The sequence below is a fragment of the Xanthobacter sp. YC-JY1 genome (assembly GCF_021730305.1).
GTDB lineage: Bacteria > Pseudomonadota > Alphaproteobacteria > Rhizobiales > Xanthobacteraceae > Xanthobacter > Xanthobacter flavus.
On the sequence record NZ_CP032674.1, the window covers coordinates 3957685 to 3974781 of the forward strand.

Below are 17097 nucleotides of genomic sequence, written 5' to 3' on the forward strand. Positions count from 1 at the left end.
GACATGCGCATCACCCAAGGCACCTTCTCCTTCCTGCCCGACCTCACGGCGGCCCAGGTCAAGGCCCAGATCCAGTATGCGCTGGACCAGAACTGGGCGGTTTCGGTCGAGTACACGGACGATCCGCATCCCCGGAACACCTATTGGGAGATGTGGGGCCTGCCCATGTTCGACCTGCGCGATGCCGCCGGCGTCTACGGCGAGGTCGAGGCCTGCCGTGCCGCCCATCCCGGTCTCTATGTCCGGGTGAACGCCTTCGACTCCACCCGCGGGTGGGAGACGATCCGCCTGTCCTTCATCGTGCAGCGCCCGGCGAAAGAAGACGGCTTCCGCCTCGACCGCACCGAGGGCCCCGGCCGCACCCAGCGTTATGCGCTGCAGAACCGGGCCTACGCGGCCGGCTGATCTTCACGATCCACTTTTCGAGCTTCACCAGCGCGGCCGTTCCCACCGCGCCACTTAACGCCGAGGTTCGAGTCATGCTCGATGTTGCCACATCCGCACCGTCCGCCGCGTTGCCGGCTGAGGCTGCCGAGGGCAGGCTCGACCTCGGCGCTCTCTTCACCGAGAGCGAAGTCCCCGAATTTCTCGCCGAACTGGACGAGGGCCTGATCGGGCTCAAGCCCGTCAAGCGGCGCATCCGCGAGATCGCCGCCCACCTCGTCATCGGCCGGGCCCGCGAAAAGCTGGGCCTCACCTCCGGCGCGCCGACGCTGCACATGGCGTTCACCGGCAATCCCGGCACCGGCAAGACCACCGTCGCCCTCAAGATGGCGCAGATCCTCCACCGCCTTGGATATGTGCGGCGGGGTCATCTTGTCTCGGTGACGCGAGACGATCTCGTGGGTCAATATATCGGCCACACGGCACCGAAGACCAAAGAGATTCTTAAGAAGGCCATGGGCGGGGTCCTGTTCATAGACGAGGCTTATTATCTGTACCGGCCCGAGAACGAGCGGGATTACGGTCAGGAAGCCATCGAGATTCTGCTGCAGGTGATGGAAAACCAGCGGGACGATCTCGTGGTGATCCTCGCGGGCTACAAGGACCGCATGGACCGCTTCTTCGAGAGCAATCCCGGCTTCCGCTCCCGCATCGCCCACCACATCGACTTCCCGGACTATGAGGACGCCGAGCTGGTGGAGATCGCCAAGACCATGGCGGCCGATGCCGACTATGCCTTCAGCCCCGAGGCCGAGGTCGCGATCGAGGAATATGTGGCCAAGCGCCGGCTGCAGCCGAACTTCGCCAATGCGCGCTCGATCCGCAACGCCCTCGACCGCATGCGGCTGCGCCAGTCGCTGCGCCTGTTCGAGGACGGCGGGTTTGCCGACCGCGCTGCGCTGTCGACCATTTCCGAGGGGGATGTCCGCGCCAGCCGGGTGTTTGCCGGCGGCATCGACGCCCCGAACTACAAGCCCCAGACGGAATAATCCGCCGCGGGACCGAAGACGACCCAAGAATAAAACCTGTGACGGCCCGCTGAACGGGCCGCGCGGAGGAGCCCTCAGGGAGACCTGCCATGTTGGAGCCGAACGCAGACCATCGGGCCGCAGTTGCCCAGGCTGCAGGTGTCGCAGCCTCGCGTATCACCCTCACCGTCATGCTCGACGAGTGGGCAGGTGCCGATGCCCGCCGCCGCGCCGTCGCGGATACCGTCTGCGCCCTCGCCACCGGCTGCGCGTCGCTGGCCGCCGCCATCGCCGAGGGGCCGCTCGCCGGCGATCTCGCCCGCACCCTCTCCTCCGGCGAGGCCGGCGAAGGCCAGAAGGCGCTCGACGTCATCTCCAACGACATTGTCATCGGCGCGCTGAGGGCGGCGCCGGTCGCGGGGGTGGCGTCCGAGGAGAACGACGCCCCGGTTCTGCTCGACCCCACCGCGCCGCTGCTCGTCGCCATCGACCCGCTGGACGGCTCGTCCAACATCGACACCGACATCTCGGTCGGCACCATCTTCGCCGTCTTCCCGCGCCCCGAAGGCGCCGATGCGTCCGAACCTTCTGCCTTCCTGCAGAACGGGCGGGACATGCTGGCCGCCGGCTATGTGGTCTACGGCCCCCACACCGCGATGATGCTGACGCTCGGCGCCGGCACCTGGCACTTCGCCCTCGACCGCGCCGGTCTCTTCCGTCTGGTCGATGCCGAGGTGAAGGTGAAGGAGGGCGCGGCCGAATTCGCCATCAACATGTCCAACTACCACCACTGGGACGTGCCGGTGCGCGACTATGTGGACGACTGCCTCGCCGGCAAGAAGGGCCCGCGGGAGCGCGACTTCAACATGCGCTGGGTGGCCTCCATGGTGGCGGACGCGCATCGCATCTTCCAGCGTGGCGGCATCTATCTCTATCCGGGCGATGGCCGGAAGGGCTACACCCACGGCCGCCTTCGCCTGCTCTACGAGGCCTTCCCCGTCGCCTTCCTGATGGAACAGGCGAGCGGTTCGGCCACCGACGGCCGGGGTGCGATCCTCGATCTGACCGCCGACGCCCTGCACCAGCGCGTGCCGTTCATCTTCGGCTCGCGCGACGAGGTGGCCCGCGTCAGCCGCTATCACCTCGAGCCGAACGGCCACGGCGAGCGCTCGCCGCTGTTCGCCCGGCGCGGACTGTTCATCTGACCCGCGCCCCCTGACCTTCGGAATTCGAGCATCCCATGTCCATCAAGCACCCCATCATCGTCGTCACCGGATCGTCGGGCGCCGGAACGACCTCCGTGAAGCGGACCTTCGAGCAGATCTTCTATCGCGAGAAGGTCAAGGCGGCCTTCGTGGAAGGCGACAGCTTCCACCGCTACGACCGCTATGAGATGCGCGAGCTGATGGCCGCCGAGGCGGCCAAGGGCAACAAGCATTTCAGCCACTTCTCGCCCGAGACCAACCGGCTCGACGATCTGGCCCAGCTGTTCAAGGACTATGGGGCGACCGGCTCCGGCCGCTTCCGCCACTATGTCCACGATGCCGGCGAGGCCAAGCTGTACAACACCGAACCCGGCCGTTTCACTGACTGGGAAGATCTGGAGCAGGGCACCGACATCCTGTTCTACGAGGGTCTGCACGGGGCCGTCGTCACCGACGAACTGAACCTCGCCCAGCATGCCGACCTGAAGATCGGCGTGGTGCCGGTGATCAACCTGGAGTGGATCCAGAAGATCCACCGCGACAAGGCCACCCGCGGCTATTCCACCGAGGACGTGACCGACACCATCATGCGGCGCATGCCCGATTACGTGCGCTACATCTGCCCGCAATTCACCGAGACCGACATCAACTTCCAGCGCGTGCCGACGGTGGACACCTCCAACCCGTTCGTCGCCCGCTGGATCCCGACACCGGACGAGTCGATGGTCGTGATCCGCTTCCGCGACCCGCACGGCATCGATTTCCCCTATCTGCTGTCGATGATCCACAACAGCTTCATGTCGCGGGCGAACTCCATCGTCATCCCCGGCAACAAGCAGGATCTCGCCATGCAGCTCCTGCTGACCCCGCTCATCATGAAGTTGATGGACAGGAAGCGCCGCGCCGGCTGAGGCGGGTGCGTAACTCCCCTCCCCCGCGCCGGGGGGAGGGCGAGGGGGGAGGGTGGCACGTTCTTGAGCCCCGAAGCCCGGGCGACCTTGGACGCGTGGCTGCTGCCCTCCCCCCACCCTTTCCGGATCGAAGCCGAGCGCTTCTTCCGGCACGTGATGGCGCGCGTTTTGCGTAAACGACAACTGGCAGCCCCTTCCCTCCCACCCGGCGGCGCCGGGAGATGGTGTGCGGGGTCCCGAGCCCAAGGGAGAAGACCATGACCGCCCACGCTGCTGCTGTTGCCGCTGCCGAAGCCCCGGCGCCCGTCGACCGTTCTCCCGGTGCGCTCGGCTGGCCGGTGACGGCGGCCCTGCGTGCGCTCGCCATGGACGGCGTGGAGCAGGCGAAGTCGGGCCATCCCGGTGCCCCCATGGGCATGGCGGAGATCGCCGCCGTGCTCTGGCGGGAGCATCTGCGGCACAATCCGGCAGATCCCTCCTGGCCCGACCGCGATCGCTTCGTGCTCTCCAACGGGCACGGCTCCATGTTGATCTACGCGCTGCTTCACCTCACCGGCTACGATCTGCCCATCGCCGAGCTGAAGCGCTTCCGCCAATTGCATTCGCGCACCCCCGGCCACCCCGAACTCGGCATGACGCCGGGCGTGGAGACCACCACCGGCCCGCTCGGCCAGGGCCTCGCCAATGCGGTGGGCATGGCCATCGCGGAGAAGACGCTGGCTGCCCAGTTCAACCGGCCGGGGCTTTCCATCGTCGATCACCGCACCTTCGTCTTCCTCGGCGACGGTTGCCTGATGGAAGGCGTGAGCCACGAGGCCTGCTCGCTGGCCGGACGCCTCGGCCTCGGCAAGCTCGTCGCCTTCTATGACGACAACGGCATCTCCATCGACGGCAAGGTGGAAGAGTGGTTCCCGGACGACACGCCGGCCCGCTTCGCCGCCTATGGCTGGCAGGTGATCCGCAACGTGGACGGTCACGACCCCGCCATGCTGCGCGATGCGGTGGAGGCGGCGCTGTCCGAGACCGGCAAGCCGACGCTGATCTGCTGCAAGACCACCATCGGCCGCGGCGCGCCCACCAAGGAAGGCCACCAGGACACCCACGGCGCCCCGCTCGGCGCCGAGGAGATCGCCCGCACCCGCGCCGCCATGGGCTGGGACCATGCGCCCTTCGAGGTGCCGGAGGACATCTACGCCTTGTGGGATGCCCGCCGCTCCGGTGCCGCCCGGCAGTCGGCATGGGATGCGCGCATGGAAGCCTATGAGCGCGCCTATCCTGCCGAGGCCGCCGAATTCCGCCGCCGGCTCAAAGGCGACCTCTCCCCCGCCTTCGCCGCGACCTACGAGGCGGCCCTGAAGGCCACCGTGGAGAAGGCCGAGACGGTGGCCACCCGCAAGGCGAGCCAGCTCGCCCTTGCCGCCCTCGCCCCGGCGGTGCCGGAATTCCTCGGCGGCTCGGCGGACCTCGCCCATTCCAACCTCACCACCTTCCCCGGTGCCGTGCCGATCACCCGCGATCCGGCCGGCAACCAGATCTTCTACGGCGTGCGCGAGTTCGGCATGTCGGCCATCGCCAACGGCATCGCGCTGCACGGCGGGTTCATCCCCTTCGTCGCCACCTTCCTGGTGTTCTCGGACTATGCCCGCAACGCCATGCGCATGAGCGCGCTGATGGGTCAGCGGGTCATCTACATCCTTACCCACGATTCCATCGGCCTTGGCGAGGACGGCCCCACACACCAGCCGGTGGAGCATGTGGAGAGCCTGCGCCTCATCCCCAACCTCGATGTCTGGCGCCCCGCCGACACCGTGGAAACGCTGGCCGCCTGGCATGCCGCCTTGACGCGCACGGACGGGCCAAGCGCCTTCATCCTGTCGCGGCAGAACCTACCGTGCTGGCCGCGGGACACGGCCCAGCTCGAAGCCATTGAGGCCGGCGCCTACGTGCTGCGCGAGAGCGAGGGCCTCGCCCGCGCCGTGCTCGTCGCCACCGGCTCGGAAGTGAAGCTGGCGGTTGCAGCGGCGGACCTGCTCGACACCGCGGGCATTCCCACCCGCATCGTCTCCATGCCCTGTCGCGAGCGTTTCGAGGCGCTGACCGAGACCGAGCGTGCCGCGCTCTTCCCGAAGGGCGTGCCGGTGGTGGCGGTGGAGGCGGGCGTCACCCGCGGCTGGCGCGGCCTCTCCGGCACCCGCGCCGACGGCATCATCGCCATCGGCATCGACCGCTTCGGCGAATCGGCGCCGGAAAAGGACCTGTGGCCGCTGTTCGGCTTTACACCGGAAGCTGTGGCCGACGCCGTGCGCCGCGCGGTAGGATGAGCCCAAATCAAAGCCCTCCCCCGCCCGAGGCGGAGGGCTGGGCGGGGGCGCCACCGTACGACGCGATCGACCCGGCCCGCGCCGGGTCCGCCGGACCGGTGAGGGCGATGGACAGCAGCCAAGCGACACCGTGACCCCCGCATAAGCTGGGGCTGACGGAGCGAACGGAACCATGGCGCGCGCATCGCGGCGCCGACCTGAACTTTGAAGAGGAGAGGACTATGGCCCTCGTTTCCATGCGCCAGCTGCTCGACCATGCGGCGGAGCATTCCTACGGACTGCCGGCCTTCAACGTGAACAACATGGAGCAGGTGAAGGCGATCATGGACGCCGCCCGCGCCACCTCGTCGCCCGTCATCCTCCAGGGCTCGGCCGGCGCGCGCAAATATGCCGGCGAGCCCTTCCTGCGCCATCTCATCGCCGCCGCCGTGGAGGCCTATCCCGAAATCCCGGTGGTGATGCACCAGGACCATGGCGCCTCTCCCGCCGTGTGCATGGGTGCCATCAAGTCCGGCTTCTCCTCGGTGATGATGGACGGCTCCCTGAAGGAAGACGGCAAGACCCCCGCCGACTACGACTACAACGTCTCCGTCACCGCCAAGGTGGTGGAGCTGGCCCATGCGGTGGGCGTGTCGGTGGAGGGCGAACTCGGCTGCCTCGGCTCGCTGGAGACCGGCAAGGGCGAGGCCGAGGACGGCCACGGCGCCGAGGAGGCCCTCGACCATTCCAAGCTGCTCACCGATCCGGACGAGGCGGCCCAGTTCGTGAAGGCCACCCAGTGCGATGCGCTGGCCATCGCCATCGGCACCTCCCACGGCGCCTACAAGTTCACGCGCAAGCCCACCGGCGACATCCTCGCCATCGACCGCATCAAGGCGATCCACCAGCGCATCCCCACCACCCATCTGGTGATGCACGGCTCGTCCTCGGTGCCGCAGGAACTGCTTGAGGAAATCCGCACCTATGGCGGCGACATCAAGGAGACCTACGGCGTACCGGTGGAGGAGATCCAGGAAGGTATCCGCTACGGCGTGCGCAAGGTGAACATCGACACCGACATCCGCCTCGCCATGACCGCCGCCATCCGCCGCGTCGGAGCCAAGAACAAGTCCGAGTTCGACCCGCGCAAGTTCATGGCCGCCGCCATGGAAGAGGCGAAGAAGGTCTGCATCGCCCGCTTCGAGGCCTTCGGCTCCGCCGGCAAGGCCGAAAAGATCCGGGCCATCGAGCTGGACGAGATGGCCAAGCGCTATGCATCCGGCGAGCTCGCGCAGGTTGTGCATTGAGGCGACGGCTGGCGCCCACCGGGCGCCGTGCCTATAGGAGTGCCTGAGGCAGCCACGGCTGCCTCGTTCCCCGGACAAGCGACAGCGCAGCTGGAGCGCTGATCCGGGGTCCAGGGAAGGGTCCTGCGCAGCAGGCTCATGTCTGCGAGGGTCATGAAGGGAGCCGCCTTCGGCGCACTATTGCGCTGGGCCCCGGCTCTCCTTCCACTGGCACTCCAGTCGGCCGGGGCACGAGAACGCGCCCCGCCCTATCCAGTCGTCAAGGAGAGATCCCCATGGCCCGCGCCTATCCGATCATCGCCCCCTCCATCCTCTCGGCGGACTTCACCCGCCTCGGCGCCGAGGTGGATGCGGTGCTCGAGGGCGGCGCCGAGTGGATCCATTTCGACGTGATGGACAACCATTATGTCCCCAACCTCACCATCGGCCCGCTGATCCTCCAGTCGCTGCGCAAGGCGACCAAGGCGTTCGTGGACGTGCACCTGATGGTGAAGCCGGTAGACGGGATGATCGAGGCCTTTGCCGCGGCCGGCGCCGACCTCATCTCCTTCCACCCGGAAGCCTCCGAGCATGTGGACCGCTCGCTCCAGCTCATCCGCTCCAAGGGCGTGAAGGCCGGCCTGGTGCTGAACCCGGCCACCCCCCTCTCGGTGCTGGACTACACGCTGGACGCCCTCGACCTCGTGCTGGTCATGTCGGTGAACCCCGGCTTCGGCGGGCAGGCCTTCATTCCCTCGGCGCTCGACAAGCTGAAGGCCATTCGCGAGCGCATCGACGCCTCGGGCCGCGACATCCGTCTTGAGATCGACGGCGGGGTGAAGGTGGACAATATCGGCGCCATCGCCGCCGCGGGGGCGGACACCTTCGTCGCCGGCAGCGCCATCTACGGCGCCAAGGACTATGCCGCGACCATCGCCGCCATGAAGCGCGAGATCGCCGCCGCCACCGGCACAGCCGCTGCGGCCTGACGTGGGCGCAAGCCCGCGCGGCACCTGAGAGACCCCATCCGGCGGCGGTCGAAGACCGGTGCCGTCGGCCTCAGTGTCCCGGCCGGCGCGGCGCGACGATCTCGCCCCGCGCCCGCTCCGCCCGCTCGATCAGATATTTCGCCACCAGCGTGAACAAAGCGACGCCTACCAGGACCGTCGCGGCGGCGAAGGCGGCGACGGCGTGGCTGTCCTGGTAGAGCAGCTCGATCTGCAACGGCAGGGTCGAGGTCTGGCCGCGGATGTTGCCGGAGACGATGGAGACGGCGCCGAACTCGCCCATCACCCGCGCATTACACAGGGCCGCCCCATAGAGTAGCGCGAACTTCACATTGGGCAGGGTGACGAGCCGCAGCACGTCGAAGCCCGAGGCGCCCAGGCTCACCGCCGCCTCCTCCTCGTCCCGCCCCTGCGCCATCATCAGCGGCACCAGCTCGCGCAGCACGAACGGCGCGGTCACGAACAGGCTGGCGAGGATGATGGCCGGCACGGCGAACATGATCTTGATGTCGTGTGCCTGCAGAAACGGCCCGAACAGCCCCTGCGCCCCATAGACGAAGAGATAGGCGACGCCCGCCACGATGGGCGAGATGGAGAAGGGCAGCTCCGCCACCGCCAGCAGCAGGTTGCGCCCGCGGAAGGAGAATTTCGTCACCGCCCAAGCGGCGGCGATGCCGAAGGCGGTATTGAGCGGCACGCAGACGAGGGCGGTGAGCAGCGTCAGCCCCACCGCGTGCAGCGTATCCGGCCGGGCGAGCGCTTCGAGATAGGTGGGCAGGCCGCGCGCGAACGCCTCGGCGAAGATGACGGCCAGCGGCGCGATGAGCGCCAGAGCGGTGGTCGCCAGCACCAGGGTGAGAATCACCGAGCGGGTCACCGCGCCGTCGCCGACGCGCAGGCGGTGGCGGTTCACGGGATGCGCCATCAGGCATCCCCCATGGCGAACTTCTGGTGCCACGCCTGCACGGCGTTCACGATCAGCAGCATGACGAAGGCGAGGCCAAGCATGGTGACGGCGATGGCGGCGGCGGCGGCGTAGTCATATTCCTCCAGCCGGATGAAGGTGAGCAGCGCCACGATCTCGGTGCGGAACGGCTGGTTGCCGGCGATGAACACCACCGCGCCGAATTCCCCGAGCGAACGGGCGAAGGCCAGCGACGTGCCGGCGAGGAAGGCCGGGAAGATGGTGGGGAAGATGATGCGGCGGAAGATGGTGAGGTCGCTCGCGCCCAGCGTCGCGCCCGCCTCCTCCAGCTCTGGCTCCATGTCCTCCAGCACCGGCTGCACGGTGCGCACCACGAAGGGGATGGAGGTGAAGGCCATGGCGCAGACGATGCCGGCCGGGGCGTAGGCCACCTGTATCCCCCACTGCGCCAGCGGCGCGCCGAACCACCCGTTCTTGGCGAACAGCGCCGTCAATGCGAGGCCCGCCACCGCCGTGGGCAAGGCGAAGGGCACATCCACCATGGCATCCAGCAGGCGCTTGCCGGGAAACTCGTAGCGCACCAGCACCCAGGCGAGGGCGAGGCCATAGATGGCGTTGAACAGCGCCGCCAGAGCCGCCGTGGTCAGCGTCACCTGGAAGGAGGCGAGCGTGCGCGGCGAGGTGATGATGGCGATGTAGCGATCGAAGCCCACGTCCGCCGCCTTCAGCAGCAGCGCGCCGATGGGCAGGAGCACGATGAGGCCGAGATAGAGAAGTGCCAGGCCGAGCGAGAGCCGAAAGCCCGGAATGACGCTGCGGCGGGGCTGGCGGCTCAGCATCGGCAGCGCGAAGCGGGGGCGGGGCATGGGCTCTTAAGGGGCATCTTGCGCTGGAAGGTCGGGCCGACGTCGCGGCATACGGCCGTTATGGCGCGCACAAGCGAAAATGTCATGCTTGGCCGGGATAAAAATTAAATACCGCGAAAACGCTGTGATTTCACCCCACAAAAAAGGGCCGCGAGGCGGCCCCTTCCGTCTTCTTCGGCAGCCTTGGCTCAGAAGCCCGGCAGGTCGAAGGCGCCCGGCAGCGGCCAGCGCAGGCCGGTGATGGGGCCGGGACCGGCGGCCGTGGGTCCATAGGTCGGGTAGAAGTAGCCGGGCGGCAGCGCGTAATCGAGATACGACTTGGAGCCGGGCTTCACCACCGTGCCGGCATCGAGATAGGAGCGGCGCTCCACCACGATACGGTTGCGCTTCTTGACCGTCTGCGCCTCGGCGCTGTCGGCGGAAGCGATGGAGAAAGCACCGGTGGTCGCCGCAATGGCTGCCGCCGCCAGCGACACCGAGAGCGCCGTCTTCAGGCCCGAACGGGCGAAAGCAGCGAAGGTGGTGAACGACGCGAAACCCATGGCATCCTCCCAGATCGGCGCTGGGCCGACCTTGACTGGATTAATAGACGTTTGTCCCCTGCGCAAGGAAACCCGCCGGCTTGGTGCCATGTTCCCGCCTTCTCGACGCCGGCGCGTTGCGTTGACGCAACAGTTGAATGCGCCGGTGCCGTGCCTGATCGCGAATCTTCGATTTGCAAGGCCAAGGGGTTCGGCCTAAAAGCACGGTCTTCGGCCGCATGGGCCGATACATCCGAGGAACATCATGGGTTACAAGGTCGCCGTCGTCGGCGCCACGGGCAACGTGGGCCGGGAGATTCTCTCGATCCTCGACGAGCGGGGCTTCCCCGCGGACGAGGTCGTCGCGCTCGCCTCGCGAAAGTCGCAGGGCGTGGAAGTCTCCTACGGCGATAAAACCCTCAAGGTGAAGGCGCTTGAGACCTACGACTTCTCCGACACCGACATCTGCCTGATGTCGGCCGGTGGAGCCGTGTCCAAGGAGTGGTCGCCGAAGATCGGAGCGCAGGGCTGCGTCGTCATCGACAATTCCTCCCAATGGCGCATGGACCCGGACGTGCCCCTGATCGTTCCCGAGGTGAACGCGGACGCCATCGTCGGCTTCTCCAAGAAGAACATCATCGCCAATCCCAACTGCTCCACGGCGCAGCTCGTCGTCGCGCTGAAGCCGCTGCATGACGCCGCGACCATCAAGCGCGTGGTGGTCTCCACCTACCAGTCCGTCTCCGGTGCCGGCAAGGACGCCATGGACGAGCTGTTCACCCAGACGCGGGCCGTCTTCGTCTCCGATCCGGTGGAGCCGAAGAAGTTCCCCAAGCGCATCGCCTTCAACCTCATCCCGCAGATCGACGTCTTCATGGACGACGGTTTCACCAAGGAAGAGTGGAAGATGGTGGCCGAGACCAAGAAGATTCTCGACCCAAAGATCAAGCTCACGGCCACCTGCGTCCGCGTGCCGGTCTTCATCTCCCACTCCGAGGCGGTGAACGTGGAGTTCGAGAAGGAGCTCTCCGCCGACGACGCGCGCAAGATCCTGCGCGAGGCGCCCGGCATCCTCGTCATCGACACCCGTGAGCCGGGCGGCTACGCCACCCCCCACGAGGCGGCCGGCGAGGACGCGACCTACATCTCGCGCCTGCGCGACGACCCGACCGTGGACAACGGCATCGCCTTCTGGTGCGTGTCGGACAACCTGCGCAAGGGCGCCGCGCTGAATGCGGTGCAGATCGCCGAGGTGCTGGTGAACCGCAAGCTCATCACCGCCCGTTCCAAGGCGGCCTGAGCCTTCCGGCATTCTGGAAAATGACGAACGGCCCGCTTCGGCGGGCCGTTTGCTTTTGCGGGATCAGCGCGGCCGCGAGCGGGTGCGCTGCGCCACCGCGACCACCAGCGCCACGCCCGCGGCGAAGGCCACGGTCTCCGCGTCCGGCACCTCGCCATTGATGGGCCAGGCGAGCCCCACCGTCACGAAGGTCTGCAGGAGCTGCATCTGCCCGACGCGGGCGATGCCGCCCATGGCGAGCCCGGCATTCCAGAAGAAGAAGCCGATGAGCTGGCTGAAGAGGCCGAGATAGAGCAGCGCCGCCCAGGAGGCGCCTGACACACTGCCCGCGCCACCCCATGGAAAGGTGAGGAGCGCGAGCGGGAGCGTCACTGGCAGGCAGAGGATCAGCATGAACGCGATCACCTCCCACCCCGACATGGTGCGCGCCAGGCCCCCCGAGACGGCATAGCCGATGGCGCAGGCGATGACGCCGAGGAACAGAAGGCTATCGCCCATCCCCAGCGCGCCGCCCGCGCCGTTGCGCAAGGCGAAGGCGACCACCAGCCCGGCCCCCACAGCGCTCGCGGCGAACAGGCCGAGGCCCGGCCGTTCCCCGGCCAGCAGCATGGCGGCGATGGCCGTGCACAGGGGCAGAAGGCCGAGCACGATGCCGCCATGGGCCGCCGGCACCGTCTGGGTGGCAACGCCGATGGCCAGCGGGAACACGAAGATCAGGCAGCCCGAGGAAACGGCGAGGCGCCACAGCACGGCCCGCTGGCCGAACGGCCACGGCCGACGCATCACCAGCACCAGCCCGAGCGCCGCGAAGCCGGCCAAGGCGGCGCGGCCGAAGCTGATGAACCAGGGGCTGAAATCGTGCAGCGCGAAGCGGGTGAGCGGCAGGGTCGCACCGAACATCACGACCGCGACGAAACCGAGAAGAAGCCCGAGGGCCAAGCGTCGATCCATTGGGCTCCCGGGAGGCGCGGTTCCAAGGGCGCTTATTAGGGTCTGTGCGGTCGAAAAGACAGCGAAACCGCGTGATATGCCCATCAGCGACCGTGATGTCGCGAAAATCGCTGATGAAAGGCCACCCCGCCGCCGCTATGGTGGCGCGCCGCGGAACCTTTGCCCTCGAAACGCGCGGCACCAAAGAGCGAGAACATGATCCAGTCCCAGCGTCCCGGCCACGACGTCGACCCCAAGCTGCTCGAAATCCTGGTCTGCCCCCTCACCAAGGGGCCGCTGGAATATGATCGCGAGCGCCAGGAGCTGATCTCCCGCGCCGCCCGCCTCGCCTATCCCATCCGCGACGGCATCCCGATCATGCTCGCCGACGAGGCGCGCCAGCTGGACGAAAGCGAACTCAACCGCTGAGCTCGGCCTCGTCCCGGGCGCCCCGCCTCTTGCAGTTCTGCGGCCGGCATGAGTAAATAACAGACACGGCCTGGGGTGCCGCGCATCATGCGCGGCTGAGATCACACCCATCGAACCTGTCTGGATCATGCCAGCGTAGGGAGATGCCGATGAGCGAGAGCTTGTCGCAGTTTACATCCGCACCTTCATCGCAAGCCGGCTCTGCACCGGCGGGCAAGGCCAAACCACGTGTTGCCATCGTCGGCGGCGGCGTCATCGGCCTCGCCCTCGCCTGGCGCCTCGCCGACGCCGGCTGTCCGGTGGATTTGTTCGAGGCCGGCGAGACCGGAGAAGGCGCGAGCCGCGCCGCCGCCGGCATGCTCGCCGCCTGCGCCGAGGCCGAGCCCGGCGAGGAGGGCCTGCTCGCCCTCAATCGCGCCAGCCAGACCCTCTGGCCCGCCTTCGCGGCGGAGCTGGAGCGCGCCTCCGGTGAGGCGGTGGACCTGCGCACCGAGGGCACCATCACCATCGCCCTCACGGCGGACGACCTCGCGAAGCTGCGCCACCTTTACGCCTTCCAGCAGGGGCTGGGCCTGCCCGTGCAGTGGCTCACCGCCGCCGAGGTGCGCCGGCGCGAGCCCTATCTCGCGCCCCGCCTCGCCGGCGGCGTGCTGAGCCCCGAGGATCATCAGGTGGACAACCGCAAGGTTGCCGCCGCGCTGAAGATCGCCGCGCTCAAGGCCGGCGCGACGATCCACCAGAACACGCCCGTCAGCCGCGTGGAGACGACCGGCGGCCGCGCCACCGGCATCGTCACCGGCGAGACGCACCATGCCGCCGACGTGGTGGTGCTCGCGGCCGGGGCGTGGAGCCGGGGCGTGGACATCACCCCGGCGACGCCGCTGCCGGTGCGCCCCATCAAGGGGCAGATGCTGTCCCTGCGCATGGACCCGGCCGCGCCGATCCTTTCCCACGTCCTGTGGGCGCCTGGCTCCTACCTCGTGCCGCGGCGCGACGGCCGGCTCATCATCGGCGCCACCACCGAGGAGAAGGGGTTCGACACCGACCTCACAGCCGGCGGCCAGCTCGCTTTGCTCACCAATGCGTGGCGGGCACTGCCGACGCTGGAGGAGCTGAGCATCGTTGAGCAATGGGTCGGCTTCCGCCCCGGCAGCCGGGACGACGCCCCCATCCTCGGCCCGAGCCCGGAGGTGGACGGCCTCGTCTACGCCACCGGCCATCACCGCAACGGCATCCTCCTGCTGCCGGTGACCACGCAGATGATCGCCGACCACATCCTGGGCGGCAAGATCGCGGACGTAGCCCTGCCCTTCGGCGCGGAGCGCTTCGGCCCGCCGCGCGCGGCGGCGGAGTGAACGCCGTGCTCGCCCTGAAGGTGAACGGCGCCGAGGAGGCGCATCCCGTGGCCACCGTCGCCGATCTGCTCGTCGCCAAAGGGCTTGAGCCGGAGCGCAAGGGCATCGCCGTGGCGGTGAACGGCACCGTGGTGCCCCGCCGCACCTGGACCGAGGCACGCCTTTCCGCAGGCGACGCCGTGGAAATCATCGAGGCCAAGCAGGGCGGCTGAGCCCCGGGCCGAACAGAACAAGGTGCCCCTCGGCGGGCGCCGGGAAGAAACACCATGAGCGCGTTCCAGAACCCCAACGCCGACCCCCTCGTCATTGCCGGCCGCACCTTCTCCTCGCGGCTGTTCCTCGGCACGGCGGGCTATCCCAACCAGAAGGTGTTCCTCGATGCCCTCGCCGCCTCGGGCAGCGAGATGGCGACGGCCTCCATCCGCCGCATCAGCCTCGCCGGATACGAGGAAAGCCTGACCGACCTCCTCACCGGCCGCGTCCACATCCTGCCCAACACCGCCGGCTGCCAGACCGCCAAGGATGCCGTGCTCACCGCGGAGCTCGCGCGCGAGGCGCTGGAGACGGACTGGGTGAAGCTGGAGGTCATCGGCGACCGCGAGCTGCTCTATCCCAATGTGGAGGAGCTGCTGAAGGCCACCGAGGAGCTGGTCTCCCGCGGCTTCGTCGTGCTGCCCTATTGCAACGACGATCCCGTCACCTGCCAGAAGCTCGCCGATCTCGGCGCGGCGACGGTGATGCCGCTGGGCTCCATGATCGGCACCGGGCTCGGCATCGCCAACCCGCACATGATCGAGCTGATCTGCTCCCGCTCGCCTGTCCCGGTCGTGCTCGACGCCGGCATCGGCACGGCGTCCGACGCAGCGCTCGCCATGGAGCTGGGCTGCTCGGCGGTGCTGCTCAACACCGCCGTCTCCAAGGCGCTCGATCCGGTGCGCATGGCCACCGCCTTCCGCCACGCGGTGGAGGCCGGCCGCCTTGCGCGCCTCGCCGGCCGCATCCCGCGCAAGCTGCACGCGGAAGCCTCCAGCCCCGAGTTCGGCCTCGTCGGGAGCTGACCCTGCCTTCTCTGCCGACGCCGCCTCTGCTCCTCATCACCGACCGCACATTGGCGCGGGGTGATCTGGCGGACGTGGTGGCCTCGGCCTGTGCCGGCGGGTGCAGATGGGTGAGCCTGCGGGAGAAGGATCTGCCGGCCGCCGAGCAGATCGCCCTCTTCGCCCGCCTGCGCGCCGCAACCTTGCCCTTCGGCGCCCGCCTGACGCTGCATGGCTTCCCCGAGCTGGCGCTGGCCGCTGGCGCGGACGGCGTGCACCTCTCCGGCGGCGGGGACGCGAAGGCGGCGCGGGCACTTCTTGGGCCGGGGGCATTGATCGGCTTGTCCACTCACACCCTTGTGGAAGCAGCCGCAGCGGATCCAACCGCGCTGGACTACATCACGGCGAGTCCCGTTTTCCTCACCCGGTCCAAGCCGGGACACGGGCCGGCGCTGGGGCTTGAAGGGCTGTCCGCCTTCGCCCGCACGAGCGCCGTGCCGGTGGTCGCCCTCGCCGGCATCGACGCAGAAGCGGCACCGACCTGCCTTGCCGCCGGAGCCAAAGGTGTCGCGATCATGGGCGGAATCATGCGCGCGGACGATCCACGAGCCGCCTTCGCCGCTCTCGCCGCGCGCGCGCCATCGGCAATCTGATCCATCGCGGAACAGTCTCGGCTTTTGCGTGCATCCCCGGCGCTGTTAAGCTTGGCCACAGTGGGGGAAACCGCCAAAGAAGGGGCAATCCAATGACCATGAACCGCCGCACGCTGCTTGCGGGCCTTGTCGCCTGCCCGGTCTGCGCAAGCGCGGCCCGGGCGTCCGAGGGGGCGCACTGGACCTATGAGGGCCACGGCGGCCCGCAGGAATGGGGCTCGCTGGAGAAGGGCTTCTCGGCCTGCTCGGTGGGCACCCAGCAGTCGCCCATCAATCTCGAAGGCGCGGTCAAGGCAGAGAGCGCCGGCCCCGTACTCGCGTGGAAGCCGTTCGCCTACAAGGTCGTGAACAACGGCCACACGATCCAGGCGGACGTGACCGGCGACGGCGGCACCGCCACCATGGGCGGCAAGACCTACGCCCTCAAGCAGTTCCACTTCCACGCCCCGAGCGAGCACGCGATCGACGGCAAGCGCACCGCCATGGAAGCGCATTTCGTTCATGCGGCGCCTGAGGGCGGGCTTCTGGTGGCCGGCGTCTTCATGGTGCCCGGCGCGGCCAATGCCGCCTTTTCCTCGCTCATGGCCGCCGCGCCGCGCAACGCCGGGGACAAGACGCTGGCCGCCCCGCTCGATCCGGCCGGCTTCCTGCCGTCGGCCCGCGGCACCTATCGCTACGAGGGGTCTCTGACCACCCCGCCCTGCTCGGAAATCGTGGACTGGAACGTGTTCGGGGCGCCAATCGAAGTGGCGCAGGCGGACATCGACGCCTTCCGCGCCATCTTCCCCATGAACGCCCGCCCGCTGCAGGCGGTGAACCGGCGCTTCCTGCTGCGCCTCAACTGAGACGAAGCGAGGGGCGGGAGGCGCCGCCATGGCGGCGCGCCCAGGTACTTTCCATCGGGGGGAGGACGCCACGCCCTCCCCGACCGCATCAGGCGCGAGTCAAGCTCGCGTCAAG

The 17097-nt window shown here is 68.4% G+C and carries 18 protein-coding genes and 1 riboswitch; of the genes, 14 read left to right on the forward strand and 4 right to left on the reverse strand.

The genetic code is table 11. The features are described 5' to 3' along the window. Positions 1–3: 3 nt before the first annotated feature. The 7 genes from D7006_RS18515 (at position 4) to rpe (ending at position 8103) form a co-directional block, all read left to right on the forward strand. Positions 4–405, forward strand: coding sequence for a ribulose bisphosphate carboxylase small subunit (locus tag D7006_RS18515; protein WP_169123996.1), 402 nt, complete (start codon positions 4–6; stop codon positions 403–405). A 74-nt stretch (positions 406–479) separates the two neighbouring features. Further along, positions 480–1433, forward strand: coding sequence for a CbbX protein (cbbX, locus tag D7006_RS18520; protein ID WP_169123997.1), 954 nt, complete (start codon positions 480–482; stop codon positions 1431–1433). A gap of 89 nt (positions 1434–1522) precedes the next feature. Continuing rightward, positions 1523–2617 carry a class 1 fructose-bisphosphatase gene (locus D7006_RS18525; protein WP_237354085.1) on the forward strand — a complete coding sequence of 365 codons (1095 nt, stop codon included), beginning with the start codon at positions 1523–1525 and terminating at the stop codon, positions 2615–2617. Positions 2618–2652: 35 nt separating this feature from the next. Continuing rightward, positions 2653–3528, forward strand: coding sequence for a phosphoribulokinase (locus tag D7006_RS18530; protein WP_237354086.1), 876 nt, complete (start codon positions 2653–2655; stop codon positions 3526–3528). A 257-nt stretch (positions 3529–3785) separates the two neighbouring features. Further along, on the forward strand, positions 3786–5849 hold the full coding sequence (tkt, locus tag D7006_RS18535; protein ID WP_371744964.1) for a transketolase: 2064 nt from the start codon (positions 3786–3788) through the stop codon (positions 5847–5849). A gap of 221 nt (positions 5850–6070) precedes the next feature. After that, a complete protein-coding gene (gene fba, locus D7006_RS18540; protein WP_024280426.1) occupies positions 6071–7135 on the forward strand; it encodes a class II fructose-bisphosphate aldolase in 1065 nt (354 codons plus the stop codon). A 275-nt stretch (positions 7136–7410) separates the two neighbouring features. Beyond that, positions 7411–8103: a ribulose-phosphate 3-epimerase gene (gene rpe / locus D7006_RS18545; protein WP_024280427.1), complete on the forward strand. Its 693-nt coding sequence runs from the start codon at positions 7411–7413 to the stop codon at positions 8101–8103. Between the two features lie 70 nt (positions 8104–8173). On the opposite strand, the gene cysW is transcribed toward rpe, so the two are convergent. The 3 genes from cysW to D7006_RS18560 all read right to left on the reverse strand — a co-directional run bounded on the left by cysW (position 8174) and on the right by D7006_RS18560 (position 10454). Next, on the reverse strand, positions 8174–9046 hold the full coding sequence (cysW, locus tag D7006_RS18550; RefSeq protein WP_237354087.1) for a sulfate ABC transporter permease subunit CysW: 873 nt from the start codon (positions 9044–9046) through the stop codon (positions 8174–8176). Continuing rightward, positions 9046–9912, reverse strand: a complete 867-nt coding sequence (gene cysT / locus D7006_RS18555; protein WP_237354088.1) for a sulfate ABC transporter permease subunit CysT — start codon at positions 9910–9912, stop codon at positions 9046–9048. The genes cysW and cysT overlap by 1 nt, the downstream gene beginning before the upstream one ends. A 188-nt stretch (positions 9913–10100) precedes the next feature. Then, positions 10101–10454, reverse strand: coding sequence for a hypothetical protein (locus D7006_RS18560; RefSeq protein WP_024280430.1), 354 nt, complete (start codon positions 10452–10454; stop codon positions 10101–10103). Between the two features lie 244 nt (positions 10455–10698). Between D7006_RS18560 and D7006_RS18565 the strand changes: the two genes are divergently transcribed. Continuing rightward, entirely contained in the window at positions 10699–11733 is a 1035-nt protein-coding gene (locus tag D7006_RS18565; protein ID WP_169124003.1) for an aspartate-semialdehyde dehydrogenase, read from the forward strand. 63 nt (positions 11734–11796) lie between these two features. Here the strand turns inward: D7006_RS18565 and D7006_RS18570 are convergent, their stop codons facing one another. Further along, positions 11797–12684, reverse strand: coding sequence for a DMT family transporter (locus D7006_RS18570; protein WP_237354089.1), 888 nt, complete (start codon positions 12682–12684; stop codon positions 11797–11799). A 195-nt stretch (positions 12685–12879) separates the two neighbouring features. Between D7006_RS18570 and D7006_RS18575 the strand changes: the two genes are divergently transcribed. The 6 genes from D7006_RS18575 (at position 12880) to D7006_RS18600 (ending at position 16982) form a co-directional block, all read left to right on the forward strand. Beyond that, positions 12880–13092 carry a Trm112 family protein gene (locus D7006_RS18575; RefSeq protein ID WP_024280433.1) on the forward strand — a complete coding sequence of 71 codons (213 nt, stop codon included), beginning with the start codon at positions 12880–12882 and terminating at the stop codon, positions 13090–13092. A 61-nt stretch (positions 13093–13153) separates the two neighbouring features. Next, positions 13154–13253: riboswitch (TPP riboswitch) on the forward strand. Beyond that, positions 13242–14447, forward strand: a complete 1206-nt coding sequence (thiO, locus tag D7006_RS18580; RefSeq protein ID WP_237354090.1) for a glycine oxidase ThiO — start codon at positions 13242–13244, stop codon at positions 14445–14447. It overlaps the preceding riboswitch by 12 nt. 5 nt (positions 14448–14452) lie before the next feature. After that, complete coding sequence (gene thiS / locus D7006_RS18585; RefSeq protein ID WP_237354091.1) at positions 14453–14659, forward strand: sulfur carrier protein ThiS; 207 nt, start codon at positions 14453–14455, stop codon at positions 14657–14659. A gap of 54 nt (positions 14660–14713) precedes the next feature. Then, the gene (locus D7006_RS18590) at positions 14714–15505 is read left to right on the forward strand and encodes a thiazole synthase (RefSeq protein WP_168460040.1); all 792 of its coding nucleotides are present in this window, start codon (positions 14714–14716) and stop codon (positions 15503–15505) included. A 50-nt stretch (positions 15506–15555) separates the two neighbouring features. After that, on the forward strand, positions 15556–16137 hold the full coding sequence (locus tag D7006_RS18595) for a thiamine phosphate synthase (RefSeq protein WP_237354092.1): 582 nt from the start codon (positions 15556–15558) through the stop codon (positions 16135–16137). Positions 16138–16229: 92 nt separating this feature from the next. Continuing rightward, the gene (locus tag D7006_RS18600) at positions 16230–16982 is read left to right on the forward strand and encodes a carbonic anhydrase (RefSeq protein ID WP_237354093.1); all 753 of its coding nucleotides are present in this window, start codon (positions 16230–16232) and stop codon (positions 16980–16982) included. Positions 16983–17097: the final 115 nt, after the last annotated feature.